General features: G+C 73.5%; 11 protein-coding genes. 3 read left to right on the forward strand and 8 right to left on the reverse strand.

All coding sequences use genetic code 11. The features are described from left to right. Positions 1-160 precede the first annotated feature (160 nt). Positions 161-619 carry a DUF4395 domain-containing protein gene (locus Q5761_RS07300; RefSeq protein ID WP_318750056.1) on the forward strand — a complete coding sequence of 153 codons (459 nt, stop codon included), beginning with the start codon at positions 161-163 and terminating at the stop codon, positions 617-619. Positions 620-1,449: 830 nt separating this feature from the next. Continuing rightward, entirely contained in the window at positions 1,450-3,594 is a 2,145-nt protein-coding gene (cimA, locus tag Q5761_RS07305; protein WP_318750057.1) for a citramalate synthase, read from the forward strand. A gap of 239 nt (positions 3,595-3,833) precedes the next feature. Here the strand turns inward: cimA and erpA are convergent, their stop codons facing one another. From erpA to Q5761_RS07345, 8 genes are all read right to left on the reverse strand, one after another. After that, positions 3,834-4,208 carry an iron-sulfur cluster insertion protein ErpA gene (gene erpA, locus Q5761_RS07310; RefSeq protein ID WP_318750058.1) on the reverse strand — a complete coding sequence of 125 codons (375 nt, stop codon included), beginning with the start codon at positions 4,206-4,208 and terminating at the stop codon, positions 3,834-3,836. A 114-nt stretch (positions 4,209-4,322) separates the two neighbouring features. Further along, complete coding sequence (locus Q5761_RS07315) at positions 4,323-5,183, reverse strand: 2-oxoacid:ferredoxin oxidoreductase subunit beta (RefSeq protein WP_135225662.1); 861 nt, start codon at positions 5,181-5,183, stop codon at positions 4,323-4,325. Further along, complete coding sequence (locus Q5761_RS07320; RefSeq protein ID WP_318750059.1) at positions 5,176-6,969, reverse strand: 2-oxoacid:acceptor oxidoreductase subunit alpha; 1,794 nt, start codon at positions 6,967-6,969, stop codon at positions 5,176-5,178. Before Q5761_RS07320 ends, Q5761_RS07315 begins: the two co-directional genes overlap by 8 nt. Positions 6,970-7,377: 408 nt before the next feature. Further along, positions 7,378-8,592, reverse strand: coding sequence for an NAD(P)/FAD-dependent oxidoreductase (locus Q5761_RS07325; protein ID WP_318750060.1), 1,215 nt, complete (start codon positions 8,590-8,592; stop codon positions 7,378-7,380). 297 nt (positions 8,593-8,889) lie between these two features. Further along, positions 8,890-9,618, reverse strand: coding sequence for an amino acid ABC transporter ATP-binding protein (locus tag Q5761_RS07330; RefSeq protein WP_318751627.1), 729 nt, complete (start codon positions 9,616-9,618; stop codon positions 8,890-8,892). A 347-nt stretch (positions 9,619-9,965) separates the two neighbouring features. Further along, positions 9,966-11,072, reverse strand: a complete 1,107-nt coding sequence (locus tag Q5761_RS07335; protein WP_318750061.1) for an amino acid ABC transporter permease — start codon at positions 11,070-11,072, stop codon at positions 9,966-9,968. Next, entirely contained in the window at positions 11,073-12,251 is a 1,179-nt protein-coding gene (locus Q5761_RS07340; RefSeq protein WP_135225665.1) for an amino acid ABC transporter permease, read from the reverse strand. Positions 12,252-12,400: 149 nt separating this feature from the next. Continuing rightward, positions 12,401-13,510 (reverse strand): amino acid ABC transporter substrate-binding protein, encoded by a 1,110-nt coding sequence (locus Q5761_RS07345; RefSeq protein WP_243123372.1) that lies wholly within the window; start codon positions 13,508-13,510, stop codon positions 12,401-12,403. Between the two features lie 824 nt (positions 13,511-14,334). On the opposite strand from Q5761_RS07345, the gene proC reads away from it, so the two are divergent. Then, positions 14,335-15,207, forward strand: coding sequence for a pyrroline-5-carboxylate reductase (gene proC / locus Q5761_RS07350; RefSeq protein WP_135225667.1), 873 nt, complete (start codon positions 14,335-14,337; stop codon positions 15,205-15,207). The last annotated feature ends 29 nt before the right edge of the window (positions 15,208-15,236 follow it).

Raw genomic sequence — 15,236 nt, forward strand, 5'->3', positions numbered from 1 at the left:
GCCGCCGTTGGCCGTTGACCGTCGCCCGGGGCGCCCCCATAATCGGGATGAGGCAAATAGCAAGTAAACCGATGGGGATTTCAGGACAACGGGACAACGGGCCGATGGGAATCCCAGGCCGCCGTGCCGCCCTCGGCCCGCCCCCGAGGAGGGATCGCCCGTGGGCGACGGCATCCCGGTGCCGCTGGTCCGCGCGAACCAGGCCTTCATCATCCTGACGGCCGTGCTCAGCTTCGCCTTCCAGTTCCGCGCCGGCGCCCTGATCGGCCTGGCGGTCCTGCTGCTGCCGCTGCTGTTCGGACCACGCGCCCACCTGGTGTTCCGCCTGGCCCGGCCCCTGGTGGCCCGCCGGCTGGCGGACGCCGAGCGGGAGGACCCGCACGTGCAGCGGTTCAACCAGAGCCTGGCCGCCCTCTTCTTCGCCATCGGCGCCGCCGGCCTGTACCTGCTGGATCCCGTGTGGCCCCGGTGGGGCGCCGTGGTGGGATGGGGCGCGCTGCTGGCCGTGGCGGCGGTGGCCTTCATCGCCACCCGGGGCTTCTGCCTGGGCTGCACGATCTACTACCAGCTGGTCCGACGCGGGTGGATCCGCCGGCCCGGCTCGACGCCGGTGGCGTGAGGGACGCCGACCGTGGCCCGGGCCACCCCGCCGAGCGTGACCCGGGCCAACCGGCGAGCGTGACCCGGGCCACACGATGGTGACTCGCCCGATCGGGCAGGACTTGACAGCGGAGCCGAAACCGCCCATAGTAGTCGGCAAACCGCGGCGGAGTCGAAGCCGCCGACCCGGCGCCCGAGAGGCGCCTTGCCACCTGACACGGGCCACCCACGGCCCCCATCTGGACCAACGGCGTCGGGGAGGACGAGTACCCGGCCACCGGCCGGCCAGAGAGCGGGACCTGGCGCTGCGAGTCCCGTCCGGCGGTGCCGCGGGAAGATCCCCTCCCCGGTCGGGCAGGGATGGCCGCATGGCCGGCGTCCCCCCGGCCCGCCGCCGCCCGAACGGGCACGTAGGCCCCGCGACCCGGCCCGGCCGCCGGGGAGGCTCCGCACGCTTCGACGCTTCCCGGGTCGGGCCGTCGCCGGCGGCCGGGCCGTGCCCCAGTAGACGCGGCCGGGTTCTCCCGTTAGCGAGACAGGGCATCGCTCGTCGACCGTCGGACCCCGGAACCGGGGGCCGGCCCGACCGGCCGCCGGCCTCGCCGGTTCGTCCGGACGGGTTCGCGGGGTCGGCTTCTCGGCTTCGCGGCGGCTAGGGCCGCCGGCCGAGGGCCCGGGCGGCGAGCCGTGCCCGGCGAGGGGACCATCCCGTCGCGCCGGCACCCTTCCCAGCCCGGGGTCGCAGGCACGGCGGCGAGGGTCAATGAGGGTGGTACCGCGGAAGGCGACGAAGCCCCCGTCCCTCGGGACGGGGGCTTTTCCATTTCCGACCCCCCGGAGGTGAGCCCCATGGGCGACGTCATCCTCTATGACACGACCCTGCGCGACGGCACCCAGCGCGCGGGGATCCACCTGACCCTGGCCGACAAGGTGCGGCTGGCGCGCAGGCTGGACGCCTTCGGCATCCCCTACGTGGAGGGCGGCTGGCCCGGGTCGAACCCCAAGGATGCCGCCTTCTTCCGGGCCCTGCAGGACCAGCCCCTGGAACGGGCCCGGCTCGTCGCCTTCACCAGCACCCGTCGCCCCGGCCGGCGCGTCCAGGACGACCCGGCCCTGACCGCCGCCCTGGACGCGGCCACGCCGGCGGTCTGCGTGGTCGGCAAGGCCTGGGACCGGCACGTCACCGTCGCCCTGGGCACCACCCTCGCGGAGAACCTGGCCATGGTCCGGGAGACGGTGGCGTTCCTCAAGGAGCACGGCCGCGAGGTGATCTTCGACGCCGAGCACTTCTTCGACGGCTTCGCCGCCAACCCGGACTACGCGCTGGCGGTCCTCGCGGCGGCCGACGCCGCCGGCGCCGACTGGCTGGTGCTGTGCGACACCAACGGCGGCAGCCTGCCCGAGGCCATCGCCCGGGCGGTGCGGGCCGCGGCCGCCGGTGTGCGCGCGCCCCTGGGCATCCACTGCCACGACGACGCCGGCCTCGCCGTAGCCAACTCCCTGGCCGCCGTGGCGGCGGGGTGCCGGATGGTCCAGGGCACCGTCAACGGCTACGGCGAGCGCTGCGGCAACGCCAACCTGCTCACCGTCGCCGCCAACCTGGAGCTCAAGATGGGCCGCCGCTGCCTGCCGCCCGGCGCCCTGGCCGGCCTCACGGCCCTGAGCCGGTTCGTCAGCGAGGTGGCCAACCTGCCCCATCGCGAGGAGGCACCCTACGTGGGCGCCAACGCCTTCACCCACAAGGCGGGCATCCACGTCTCCGCCCTCCTCAAGGAACCGGCCCTCTACGAGCACGTGGAGCCCGCGCGGGTGGGCAACGGGCGCCGGGTCCTGGTCTCCGAGCTGAGCGGCCGCGCCAACCTCCGCTACGTGCTGGGCTCCGACCTGGACGAACCGGCTCTCGCCCGTCTGCTGGAACGGATCAAGGAGCTCGAGAACCAGGGGTACCAGTTCGAAGGGGCGGAGGGCACCCTGGCCCTGCTGGCCTGGGAGGCGCGCCAGGGGGTGCCGGAGGCGCGGCAGGCCGTCGGACGCCCCGGCGCCGCCGAAGGGATCGTCCCTCCCGGCTCCGGGCCGGATGCCGACGGGGGAGCACCGCCCGACCGCCCCGGCGCACCGGGGAAGGGGTCGGGTGCGGACCCCGCCGCGCCCCCCGGGCGCGACACCCGGGACCGCCGGCAGGCGGCGACGGCAGGTGTCGCGGCCGGGATCCCCTTCGTCGTCGAAGCCTACCGCGTGACCGCCGCCCACGAATCCGGCGTCGGCTCGCGGGCGGAGGCGACCGTCAAGGTCCGGGTCGGGGGCCGGGTCATCCACACCGCGGCGGAGGGCAACGGCCCGGTCAACGCCCTGGACGCCGCCCTGCGCAAGGCGCTGGGCGAGGCCTACCCGAACCTGGGGCGGGTCCGGCTGGTGGACTACAAGGTGCGGGTGCTCGAGGGCGACGCCGGCACCGGCGCCCGGGTGCGGGTGCTGGTGGAGTGCACCGACGGGCAGGCGCGGTGGGGCACCGTCGGCGTCTCGACCAACATCGTCGAGGCGTCGTGCCAGGCCCTGGCCGACGGCCTGTGCTGCTACCTGCTGGGGTTGCATGCGGCCGCGGCGCCGCCTGCCGCTCCCGACGCCGCACCGGCCCTGGATCCGCACGCCGCATCGCCCGTCGGTCCCGACGGCGCGCCATCGGCGGGCCCGGATGCCACCCAGTCCACCAATCTCGACGACGCACCGCCCGCCGGTCCGGATCCCGCACCGGCCGTCGGTCGCGAGGGTTCGGACGCGCCGCAGCCCGCCGATCGGGGCGGCGCACCGCCCAACGCTCTAGAAGGTGCGCCGCCCGCCGGTCTGCACGTCGCGTCGCCTACGGCATCGGGCGCCGGGCCCTCGCACCTTGCTGACCCGCGCCCTACGGCCGCTGAAAGCTACGGGTCCGACGCCGCCGGTTCGCCGGGGCGGGCGAGCGGCCCGACCCCGGGCGCGGCGGGGCGGCCGGCGTAACGGCGACGGGCGAGCCGCCCCGACGGGCGTGCAGCCGACGGCGAGCCCCGCTGGGCGGCCCCACGGAGGGGCTGTGACGCCGACGCTCGCGGCCCAGGCCGGCGGGACGCCGCTGGTCGCCGCTGGGCGGCCCCACGGAGGGGCTGTGACGCCGACACCACCCCCGCGCCCGGGCGCCGCGCTCCGCCGCGGCAGGCCGCCGCCGGCCGCCCTCCCGCCAGGACGAGGCGGGCGCCGCGTCAGACCGCGGCGCCCGTCTCGTCGCAGGAGCGGGGCTGGCCGGCCTCGTCCCGGGTGCGGAAGGACTGGCCGCACCCACAGGTCTGGACGGCGTTGGGGTTGTGGATCGTGAACCCCGAGCCCGACAGGGACTCCACGTAGTCGATGCGGGCGCCCTTGAGGAAGCGGGCGCTCATCGCGTCGACCACCACGCGGATGCCGTCCTGCTCGATCACCTGGTCGTCGTCGTTGCGCTGCGAGTCGAAGGCCAGGCCGTAGCTGAAGCCGCTGCACCCGCCGGGCTGGACGAACACCCGCAGGGCCAGGTCGTCCCGCTGGCGCTCGGCCAGGAGCTCCTTGACCTTGCTGGCCGCTTCCGGCGTCAGCGTGATCACGGTGTCACCTCCCGGGCGGCGGGGCGGGGCCGGTTGCCGGCCCCGCCCCGCCTTCCCTTCCAGCATAGCACAGCTCCGGCCCGCCGCTCGCCGGCGGCCACGAAACCCGGGGCCTCAGACGAACTGGGCCTCCAGCGCCTCGTAGTCGTCCGGCTGCAGCTCCAGCGGCCGACGCGCCAGGCCCTCCTCGGGGAAGCCGGGCAGTTGCTCCTCGTAGGTGGGCTTGTCGGCCTCGTAGATCACGCCGATCACCATGCCGCCGGTCTCCATCACCTTGCGCAGCGCCGCCTGCCGGTCGTGCCGGTCGTAGTCCGGGTCCTCGTCCAGGTTGACGAGGCGCTCCTTGAAGTAGTCGTAGGTGTTCAGCTTGTTGAAGGTCACGCACGGGCTGAACACGTTGACCAGGGAGAAGCCCTTGTGCTGGATGGCCTTCTTGAAGACCTCGGCCATGTGGTGGATCTCGCCGGAGAAGGCCTGGGCGACGAAGCCGCAACCCTGGCCCAGGGCCAGCTCCAGCGGCCGCACGGGCTCCTCCACCGAGCCGTAGGGCGACGTCTTGGTCTTCATGCCCTTGTCGCTGGTCGGCGCCAGCTGGCCCGTGGTCAGCCCGTAGATGTGGTTGTCCATGACGATGTAGGTCAGGTCCACGTTGCGTCGGATGGCGTGGATCACGTGGCTGAGGCCGATGCCGTAGCCGTCGCCGTCGCCGCCCGCGGCGATCACCGTCAGCTCGCGATTGGCTAGCTTGACGCCTTGGGCGATGGGCAGCGCCCGCCCGTGGATCCCGTGGAAGCCGTAGCTGCCGAAGTACTGGGAGATCTTGCCCGAGCAGCCGATGCCCGAGACCACCACGACCTCCTCCGGCTCGAGCCCCAGGTCGGCGACCGCCCGCGTCAGGGCGTTGAGGACGCCGAAGTCGCCGCAGCCCGGGCACCACGTGGGCCGAGCCGCCTTGAAGTCCGCCACCTTAGCCATGGAGCAACACCTCGCGTGCCCGGGAGTAGATCTCGCTGGCCAGGAACGGGTCGCCGTTGAACTTGCGGCAGCCGTGGAGCTTCTCGTGGAAGCCCACTTCCCGCTGCAGATAGCCCGCCAGCTGGCCGGTGTAGTTGTTCTCCACCACCAGCACCCTGGGCGCGGGCGCCAGGTAGCGCCGGACCTTCTCCTTGGGGAACGGATAGAGCGCCCGCAGGTGCAGGTGGCCGACCTTGTAGCCGTCGGCCTCCAGGCGCGCGACGGCCTCCTGGATGCGGCCGATGGTGGAGCCCCAGCCCACCACCAGGAGGTCGACCCGGTCGGCCGGTTCGTCCCCGTAGTAGTCCACGTAGTCGCTGAGATCCAGGCCGTCCAGCTTGCGCATGCGCTTCTTCATCTGGATCTCGCGGGTGGAGGTGTCCTCGATCTCCTCGGTGCCCGCCTCGTCGTGCTCGTTGCCCAGGGCGACGAAGCGGCCGTTGCGCATGCCGGGCAGGCTGCGGGGCGAGATGCCCGACTCGGTCACCAGGTACCGCTTGTAGGCGCCCCGCTCCATGGCGTCGAGCTCCTCCTGGCTGATGAGCGCGCCGCGGTCGATGCGCACCCGGCTGTAGTCCAGCCCGTCGATGGACTGGCGCGACATGCCGAGGGAGAGGTCGCTCACCAGGTACACGGGGCACTGGTAGCGCTCCGCCAGGTTGAAGGCCTCCACCGCCATGTAGAAGCAATCCTCCACCGTCGCCGGGGTGAGGACGATGCGCGGGATCTCGCCATGGGTGCCGAAGATGAGCTCGTTGAGGTCGCTCTGTTCTGTCTTCGTCGGCAGGCCGGTGGACGGGCCGCCCCGCATCACGTCCACCACCACCAGCGGCGTCTCGGACATGCCCGCCAGGCCCACGGCCTCCTGCATCAGGGAGATGCCCGGGCCCGAGGTCGAGGTCATGGCCCGCACGCCGGCGTAGTTGGCGCCGATGGCCATGTTCACCGCGGCGATCTCGTCCTCGGCCTGGACCACCACGCCGCCGTACTTGGGGAAGTTCTTGAGGAACCAGTACATGATCTCCGTGGCCGGCGTGATCGGGTAGGCCGCCAGGAACCGGCAGCCGGCCGCCAGGGCGCCGAAGGCCAAGGCCTCGTTGCCGGAGATGAACAGGCGCCGCCGCACCTCGGGCCGCCGGGGCAGGGTGGCCACCTGGCCGATCTCCCGGGCGCCGTACTCGAAGCCGCGGCGCAGCGCCTCCATGTTGAGCTCCACCACCTGGTCGCCCTTGGCCCCGAAGCGGGCCTCGATGGTCGGCCGGAACTCCTCCACCGGCAGGCCCACCAGCGCCGCCGTCACGCCCACGGCGACCATGTTCTTCATGATCGGGTTGCCGAGCTCGCGGGCGATCCTCGTCAGCGGCACGCCGTAGACCCGCACCTGCCGCTCGGCGGGGACCCGGGCCTTGAAGGCGTCGTCGTAGACGATGACGCCGTCCCGCACCAGCTCGTGCAGGTTGTGGTCGATGGTCTTCTGGTCGAAGGCGATGAGGATGTGCAGCTCGTCGCCGTGATGGCGGATCAGGTGGTCGGCGGCCCGCACCTTGTAGTTGGTGTGGCCGCCCTTGATCAGCGACATGAAGTGCCGGTACTGGTAGACGTAGTACCCCAGCCGATTCAGCGTCTGGGACACGATCTCGCCCGTGCTGTCGATGCCCTCGCCCTGCTGGCCGCCCACCTTCCAGTTGAACTCGCCCATCAAGGTCTTGGGAGCGCCCGTTGCAGGACGCTGCAGCTCCTTGGCCACGGCCCTCACCCCTTTTCCCTACCGTCAGTATACAGCAGTTGGCGATGACGCCATCGGCTCCTGCCGCCGGCAGGCAGTTCGCCGACGTTTCGATGCCGTTCACCACCCCAAACCGTCCGCTGGCGCCACCCCCTCCCCCAGGACGAACCGGCCGGGCGGGAGGCACCCGCGCCCGGCAGCCCCTCCCGCCCGGTCCCGGTCGCAAGGCGGCGGGCATGGGACTTGCAGGGGGCGGCACGCGGTGCAGGATCGGGGGCACCCGCCTTGCACGAAGACGCGGGGCCCGGTTCGCACCGGGCCCCGCCATCGCCTCGCCATCGCCTGGCCGGTTCGTCCCGCGCCTCGCGGGCTCCTCCGTGCCGGGCCGGTTCGTCCACCGCCCGGCGGGTGCGGCCGATATCAGGCGCGTCAGGTCAAGGACAGGATCAAGCGGTTGGGGTCGTCCACCGTCGCCCCCTGGGTGATCATCTCCACGATCTTCTTCCGGGCGCGCAGGTCGCCGATGAGCACGGCGCCCACCAGGCGCCCCTCGAGGAAGAACAGGCGCTGGTACTGGCGGCTCTCCCAGTCCACGTGGGAGACGGCCTCCACCTCCGGGTGGTTCTCCGGCGTCGCGCCGATGGCCGTGATCTTCGAGTCGAACAGGCCGCTGGAGTAGACGGGCACCTCGCGGTAGGGGCGCCGGGCGCCCGCCATGTTGGCCGCCGCCACCCGCCCGTGCATCATGGCGTTGTTCCACGTGCCCATCTGGTTGTGCCGGCCGATGAACACGTCGAAGAAGCGGGCCACGTCGCCGGCGGCGAAGATGTCGGGGACGTTGGTCTGCAGGTACTCGTCGGTCACCACCCCGCCCTGGATCTCCACGGCGGTGCCCGCCAAAAGCTCCGTATGGTAGTCCAGGCCCAGGCCGCAGCCCACCATGTCGGCCTCGATGGTCTGCCCGCCGGTGGTGGTGACCGCCTTGACGGTGCCGTGGGCGGCGTGGACCGCGGCGACCTCCTCGCCGTAGAGGATCTCCACCCCGTGCTCGCGGGCCAGCCGGTCGACCAACCGGCCGCCGTCCTCGTCCAGGATGCGGCGCAGCCACCGCGGCCCGCGGATCAGCCACACCACCTCCAGGCCCCGTCGCCGGAAGCCCTCCGCCAGCTCGTAGGCGATGAAGCTCCCCCCGACCACCACGGCCCGCCGGGCCGTGGCCAGCCGCTCCACCATGGCCCGCGTGTCGTCGAGGGTCTGGAAGTAGTAGACGCCGGGGGTGTCGGCGCCCGGCGCCGGCAGGTGCCGGGGGCGGCCGCCGGTGGCCACCAGCAGCCTGTCGTACGGGAGCTCCTCGCCGGAGTCCGTCACCACCACGCGCTCGTCGGGGTGGACGGCGACGACCCGCGTCGCGAGCCGCAGGTCGATGCCCCGCTGGGCATGCTGCTCGACGGAGCGCATGAAGACCTTGTCCTCGGAGACGGTGCCCTTGAGGTAGTGGGGCAGGGAGACCCGGTTGTAGAGCGGGTAGGGCTCCGCCGCCAGGAGGGTGACCCGGCCGTGGGGATCCAGCCTCCGCAACGTCTCGGCGGCCGTGGTGCCCGCCACGCCGTTGCCCACGATGACGTAGCGCTTCGAGTCGGCCATCGACGCTCCTCCTCGCCGCCCCCGGCGCCCGCCCGGGGCGGCCCGCCGCGGGCGAATGCCACATCCATTATGTTGGTCCGCGGTGGGGGGCGCAACCAGCCGCCCGTCCCAAGATGCCGACCGGCGCGGTCAGCCCCGGCCCGGTCCGCCCCCTCCTGGCCCGGTCCGTCGCCGCCCCCGGCGACAGACCACCGGCGGGGCACACCGCCCGAGCGGGGTCCGCCGCCCGTCCGGCCACCCGGCCGTGCCGTCGTCGCCGGCAGGAAGGCGGTCCGGCCGGCGCGGTCCCGGCCGCCCTCAGGGATGCAGGATCTGCGAGAGGAACCGCCGTGCCCGCTCGTGGACCGGCTCGCGGAAGAAGCGGTCGGGCGGCGCCTCCTCGAGCACCATGCCCTCGTCCAGGAAGACGATGCGGTCCGCCACCTCCCGGGCGAAGCCCACCTCGTGGGTCACCACCAGCATCGTCATGCCCGAGGCGGCCAGCTCGCGCATCACGTCGAGGACCTCCTTGATCATCTCCGGGTCCAGCGCCGAGGTGGGCTCGTCGAAGAGCATCACCTTGGGCTGCATCGCCAGGGCGCGGGCGATGGCCACCCGCTGCTGCTGGCCGCCCGAGAGCTGGGCGGGGTACTTGTGGGCGTGCTCGGCGAGGCCCACCCGGGCCAGGAGCTCCAGGGCCAGCTCCTCCGCCCGGCGCCGCGGCCAGCGGCGGACCCACACGGGCCCCAGGGTGACGTTCTGCAGCGCCGTCAGGTGGGGGAACAGGTTGAACTGTTGGAAGACCATCCCCACCTCCCGCCGCACGGCCTCGATGCGACGCGGGTCGGGGCCGAGCTCGATGCCGTCGACCACGATGCGGCCGCGCTGGATGGGCTCGAGGGCGTTGATGGTGCGGATGAAGGTCGACTTGCCCGAGCCCGAGGGACCCATGATCACCACCACTTCGCCCTGGCGCACCTGGAGGCTGATGCCCTTGAGCACGTGGACGGAACCGAACCACTTGTGCACGTCCTCGCAGATGACCATGGGCGGCGCGGCCACGGCGGCCCCGGTCCCCGGGCCGGGACCCGTCGGCTCGCGCCCGCGCGGCCCGTCGGATCCGGGGGTCGCCGACCCCGCCCCTGTCATCCCGGTCCTTGCCAACGGTCGCACCTCCGTTCCCCGATGCCCGCCGTGCCCGCCCTCCGCCCCGCCCCCACCGCCGCCCCGGCCACCGGATCCACCGTCGACCCGTCCGAGCCCCGCGGTGCTCCGTCGCCGCGGCCCCCCAGCCCTTGGGGGGCGGCGGGACCCCGACCGGGTGGACGAACACGGCATCCCGCTGGGGCCGGTTCGTCCGCACCGGGTCCGTCCGGCGGTCCGGCGGCCCTCCGTCACCGCTCGCCCAGGCCCAGCCGTCGCTCCAGGCGCCGGCTGGCCAGGGACATGCCGTAGCAGAAGACCCAGTACACCGCCGCCACGAAGGCGTACACCTCCACGTGGCGGCCCAGGTAGGCCGGGTTCGAGAGCACGCTCTGGGCCACCCCGACGAACTCCAAGAGGCCCCAGACCGCCACCAGCGACGTGTCCTTGAAGAGGCTGATGAACTGGCCGACCAGGGCGGGGATCACCGCCCGCAGCGCCTGGGGCAGGACGACGAGGAACATCGCCTGCGAGCCGGTCAATCCCAGCGCCTGGGCGGCCTCGATCTGGCCCCGCGGCACCCCTTGCAGGCCCCCCCGCACGGCCTCGGCCACGTAGGCGGCGGTGAAGAGCACGAGCCCCGCCGCCGCCCGCGTGACCAGGTCCGGCCGCACCGAGGGCGGCAGGAAGAGGGGCAGGGCGGTCATGGAGAAGAACAGGACGACCATCAGCGGCGTGCCGCGCACCAGCTCGATGTAGGCGATGGCGAGGACGCGGATCACCGGCAGCGAGCTCACCCGACCCAGGGCCAGCGCCACGCCCAGGGGGAAGGACAGCGTGATGCCGGCGACGGCCAGCACCAGGGTGAGCACCAGGCCGTAGCCCGTGCCCGCGCCACCCGTGCGCGGCACGGACAGGACCAGGGCCACGGCGGCCGGCACCAGGACCACCCACGCCCCCACCACCCCCATCTGCCAGCGCCGCCAGCGCGTCGGGCCCACCCAGGCGAGGCCGCTGAGCACGACCAGCAGCGCCAACACCCCGAGGGCCACCCCCACCCGCCACAGCTGTTCGCGGGGATAGGCGCCCACCAGGAGCAGCAGCAGGTTGTCCCGGACCACGGCCCACTGGGCGCGGCCGACGGCCCACGCCACCACGGCCCGCGCGGCGGCGATGAGGATCGCCAGGGACGCCGCCGTCAACACGCCGTGGTACCAGGTGGCCAGCAGGTTGGCGCGGATCCACGCGGCCAGCCGCCGCGGCCACGGCGCCTGGGACGGCGGGGACGCCAGGGGCGCGGCCTCGCCGGCGGCCGGCATGGCCTCCACGGAGGCCGCGCGCAGCGCCGGTTCGTCCATTCACGCCACCCCCCGCCGCAGCGAGCGGTTGTACAGGTTCATCAGCAGCGACGTCAGCAGGCTGAAGGCCAGGTACGTGGCCCCCACCATCAGCAGGACCTCCAGGGTGCGGCCGGTCTGGTTGACGATGGTGCTGCTGACGTTGAGCAGGTCGGGGAAGGCGACGGCCATGGCCAGGCTCGAGTTCTTGATCAGGTTGAGGTACTGGCTCGTCAGGGGCGGAATGATGATGCGCAGCGCCTGGGGGAAGACCACCAGCCGCTGCACCAGCAGGGGCGGCAGGCCCAGGGCCCGGGCCGCCTCCCACTGTCCCCGCGGCACCGCCAGGACGCCGCCCCGCACCACCTCGGCGATGAAGGCCCCGGTGTAGATGACCAGGGCCAGCAGCAAGGCGCAGAACTCCGCCGAGAGCACCAGGCCGCCCTGGAAGTTGAACCGCGCCAGCTGCGGCCGGTCCAGGACCACGGGCTGGCCGGGGGCCAGGACGACGGCGGCCAGCAGCGAGGCCGCCACCAGCGCCACCGCCACCAGGCCCGGCCGGGTCTCCCGGCCCTCCTCCACCCGCCGCCGCAGCAGGGTGCGGTACGCCACCGCCGCTGCGATGAGGCCGGCCGCCACCAGGGCCAGGGCGGCGCCGAAGCCGGGCCCGGGTCGCGGTGCGGGCACCACCACCCCGCGGTTCATCAGGAACACCGGGCCCGGCAGGGCCACGGCCTGCGCCGCCGGCGGCAGGGTGTAGACGATGGCCCCGTACCAGAAGAAGAGCTGGAGCAACAGCGGGGTGTTGCGGACGACCTCCACGTAAAGGCCTGCCATCAGGCGCACCAGCCCATTGGCGGACAGGCGGGCCAGGCCGGCCGTCACCCCCAGGACGGTGGCCAGCACCACCCCCAGCACCGAGACGCGCAGGGTGTTGACCAGGCCGGCCAGGAAGGCCCGCCCGTACGGGTCCGAGGCCTGGTACGGGATGGACGTCTCGCCGATGGCGAAGGAGGCGGGATGCCGGAGGAAGTCGAATCCCGGGGTGATGCCCAGCTGCTGGAGATTCCGCTGGACGTTGCCGGCCAGGTAGGCCCCCACCACGACGACGGCCGCCACCACCGCAGCCTGGATCAGCAGCCGTCGCCGGCGGATGTCGCCCACCCCGGCCCGCACCGGTCGGGTGGGCCTCGTCGCCATGGACCCCCCTCCTTCGGATGCGGCGGGGGAACCGCCCGGTTCCCCCGCCGCCCAGGACATCCGGCCCTCCGGGACCCTCGGGGATGGCGCGACCCTCGGGGACCGCGCGGCGCCGCGTCCGTGCCCTCGTCAGGCGCCGGCGGCCGGGATCACCGGAAGGGCGGCGCGTACAGCAGGCCGCCGTTGGTCCAGAGTTCGTTGAGCCCGCGCTCCAGCTTGAACGGCGTGTTCGGACCCAGGTTGCGGTCGTAGATCTCCCCGTAGTTGCCCACGTGCTTGATCACGCGGTAGGCGAAGTCGTTGCTGAGGCCGAGCCCCTTGCCGAGCTCGCCCTCCACCCCGAGGAAGCGGCGGATGTCGGGGTTGTCGCTGTTCTTGAACTCGTCGACGTTCTGGGAGGTGATGCCGAACTCCTCCGCCTGGATCGTGGCGAAGACCACCCACTTGACCACGTCGAACCACGCCGAGTCGTTGTTCTTGACGGCCGGCCCCAGGGGTTCCTTGGACAGCGTCTCGTCGAGGATCACGTGCTCGTCGGGGTTCGACAGGGTCGCCCGCCGGCCGGCCAGCTGCGACTTGTCGCTGGTGACGGCGTCGCAGCCGCCGGATTCGTAGGTCGCGTAGAGCTGGTCGACGTCCTCGAAGGTCTTCGGCGTGAAGCTGGCGCCCAGCGCCCGCATCCGATCGGTCAGCACCATCTCGTTGGTGGTCCCGCTCAGGACGCAGATGGTGGCGCCGTCCAGGTCCTTGAGGTCCTTGACGTTGCGGTCCTTGCGGACCATGATGCCGCCCCCGTCGTAGAAGGTGGTCGGGGCGAACTCCATGCCGTTGACGGTGTCGCGCCCCAGGGTCCAGGTGGTGTTCCGCATCAGGACGTCCACCTCGCCGGACTGGACGGCGGTGAACCGCTCCTGGGCGCTCAGGGGCCGGAACTCGACGGCCTCGGGGTCGTCGAACAGCGCGGCCGCGATGGCCCGGCAGAAGTCGGCGTCGAAGCCGGTCATCTTCCCGCTCGGGTCGAGGTAGCTGAAACCGGGCAGCTGCCCGTTGACGCCGCAGATCAGCTTGCCCCGCTGCAAGACCACCTGCAGCCGGCTCTGGCCGGCCTGCGAGCCCTCGCCACCGCCCCCGGCTCCACCCGCTCCGGAGGAACCGGCCGGTTGCGAGCCGCCGCTGGAACACGCCGTGGCCACCACCGCCACGGTGGCCACCAGCGCCGCCGCGAACCGCCGCACGCGTCGAAACGACAAAAAGACCACCCCCAGAGAGCTGGGACGTCGCGGAATCCGCGGGCCGGGGGTCACGCCGCGGCCCGCCATCGCCGGGATTCGGCGACGACTCTAGCGTTTCGCCAGCGAATCGGCGAACCCTGCCGTCCGCGGGGCGTCCCCGTCGTGCGCCGGGGCGGTCGCGGTCGCGGATCCCCCGTCGTGCGCCCGGGCGGTCCCCCTCGCGGATCCCCCCGTCGTGCACCCGGGCGGTCCCGGCCGTGCCACGACGGCGGTCCGGGTCGCGCCGCGCGGGCGGTCCCGGTCGTGCCGCGCGGGGTCTCGGATCCCGCCGTCTCCGGCCGGGGTCGTGGCCACGGATCCGGTTGCGCGGGGGTCGCGGCCACGGATCCGGTCTTGTATGGGAGGCGGCCGCCGTGTATAAATAAGCGAAAACAGCCCATCGACGACGGCGATGAGGGGGCCCAGGGGCGGCCCCGGTCCGGTGCAGAGAGCCGGCCCCGGCGGCTGGGAGGGCCGGCCCGGTCCCCGCCCCGACCCACCCCCGAGCCGTGCGGCAACGGCCGCAGCGAGTTCGGCGGTGGGGCGTCTAACCCGACGCCCGCCGACCCCGGTGCGCACGGCCCGAACCGCACCGGCGCCCGCCCGTTACGCGGGCAAGGGGACGCGCCCAGGGGCGCGTCCCTCGAGACCGGTCGCGGCGGGGCGGCCCGCACGCCCTGGCCCGCTGCCCGCTGCGATCCGGTGAAGCAAGGTGGTACCGCGGTACCCCCGCCCTTGCCCGGCGGGGGTTTTTCCTTCCCTGCGCCGGATCGGCCCCAGGGACGGGTTTCGCTGCGAGGAGGTGGCGATCGGTGGCCCAGTCCGATACGACCGTGGCGCTGATCGGAGCGGGCAAGATGGCCGAGTGCCTGATCGCCGGGTGGATCGAGGCGGGGCTGGCGCCCCAGGCCATCGCGGTGACCAACCGGCGCAACGACCAGCGCCTGGCCGAGCTGGCCGACCGCTACGGCGTGCGGACGGCCCGGGACAAGGCGGCGGTCCTCCAGGGGGCGCAGGTCGTGGTGATGGCCGTCAAGCCGGTCGACATGGCCACAGCGCTGGAGCAGGTGGCACCCCATCTGGGGGCCGAGGTCGCCGTGGTCTCGGTGGCCGCGGGCATCCGGCTGGAGGCCATGGCGCGGCGCCTGCCCGGCCAGCCCCACCTGGTGCGGGCCATGCCCAACACCGCCAGCCGGTTGCGGCAGGCGGTCACCGCCCTTTGCGCCGCCCCCACCTGCAGCCCCGCCGCCTTCGACCGGGTGCGGTGGCTGTTCGACCAGGTGGGCACCACGGTGGAGGTCGGGGAGGAGGCCTTCGACGCCGTGACCGCTCTCAGCGGCAGCGGACCGGCCTATGTGTACCTGCTGGTCGAGGCCATGCTGGAGGCCGCCCGCGACCTGGGCCTGCCCGACGGGGTCGCCCGGGACCTGGCGGTGGGGACGGTGGTCGGGGCCGGGAGCATGTTGCGGCACACCGGCCTCTCGCCCGCCGAGCTGCGCCGCCAGGTGACCTCGCCCAACGGGACCACCGCGGCGGCCATCGCCGTCCTGGAGGAGATGGCCATGCCCGCGGCGGTCCGCCGCGCGGTGAACCGCGCCGCCGCCCGCTCGGCGGAGCTGGCCGCCCTGGTCGCCGACGACGGTCCCGACCACGCGAGGGCGCGCGCCGCCGCCATGGGGAGCTAACCTCCCGTCGGCTGGACGGCGCGCGACCC

Source organism: Thermaerobacter composti, from assembly GCF_033582035.1.
Classification (GTDB): domain Bacteria; phylum Bacillota; class Sulfobacillia; order Thermaerobacterales; family Thermaerobacteraceae; genus Thermaerobacter; species Thermaerobacter composti.

Excerpts from the sequence above, each read along its gene's own strand:
- Q5761_RS07330 (WP_318751627.1), bottom strand. The coding sequence starts at position 9,618 with ATGGTCATCTGCGAGGACGTGCACAAGTGGTTCGGTTCCGTCCACGTG.
- Q5761_RS07325 (WP_318750060.1), bottom strand. The coding sequence starts at position 8,592 with ATGGCCGACTCGAAGCGCTACGTCATCGTGGGCAACGGCGTGGCGGGC.
- Q5761_RS07340 (WP_135225665.1), bottom strand. The coding sequence starts at position 12,251 with ATGGCGACGAGGCCCACCCGACCGGTGCGGGCCGGGGTGGGCGACATC.
- Q5761_RS07335 (WP_318750061.1), bottom strand. The coding sequence starts at position 11,072 with ATGGACGAACCGGCGCTGCGCGCGGCCTCCGTGGAGGCCATGCCGGCC.
- Q5761_RS07315 (WP_135225662.1), bottom strand. The coding sequence starts at position 5,183 with ATGGCTAAGGTGGCGGACTTCAAGGCGGCTCGGCCCACGTGGTGCCCG.
- cimA (WP_318750057.1), top strand. The coding sequence starts at position 1,450 with ATGGGCGACGTCATCCTCTATGACACGACCCTGCGCGACGGCACCCAG.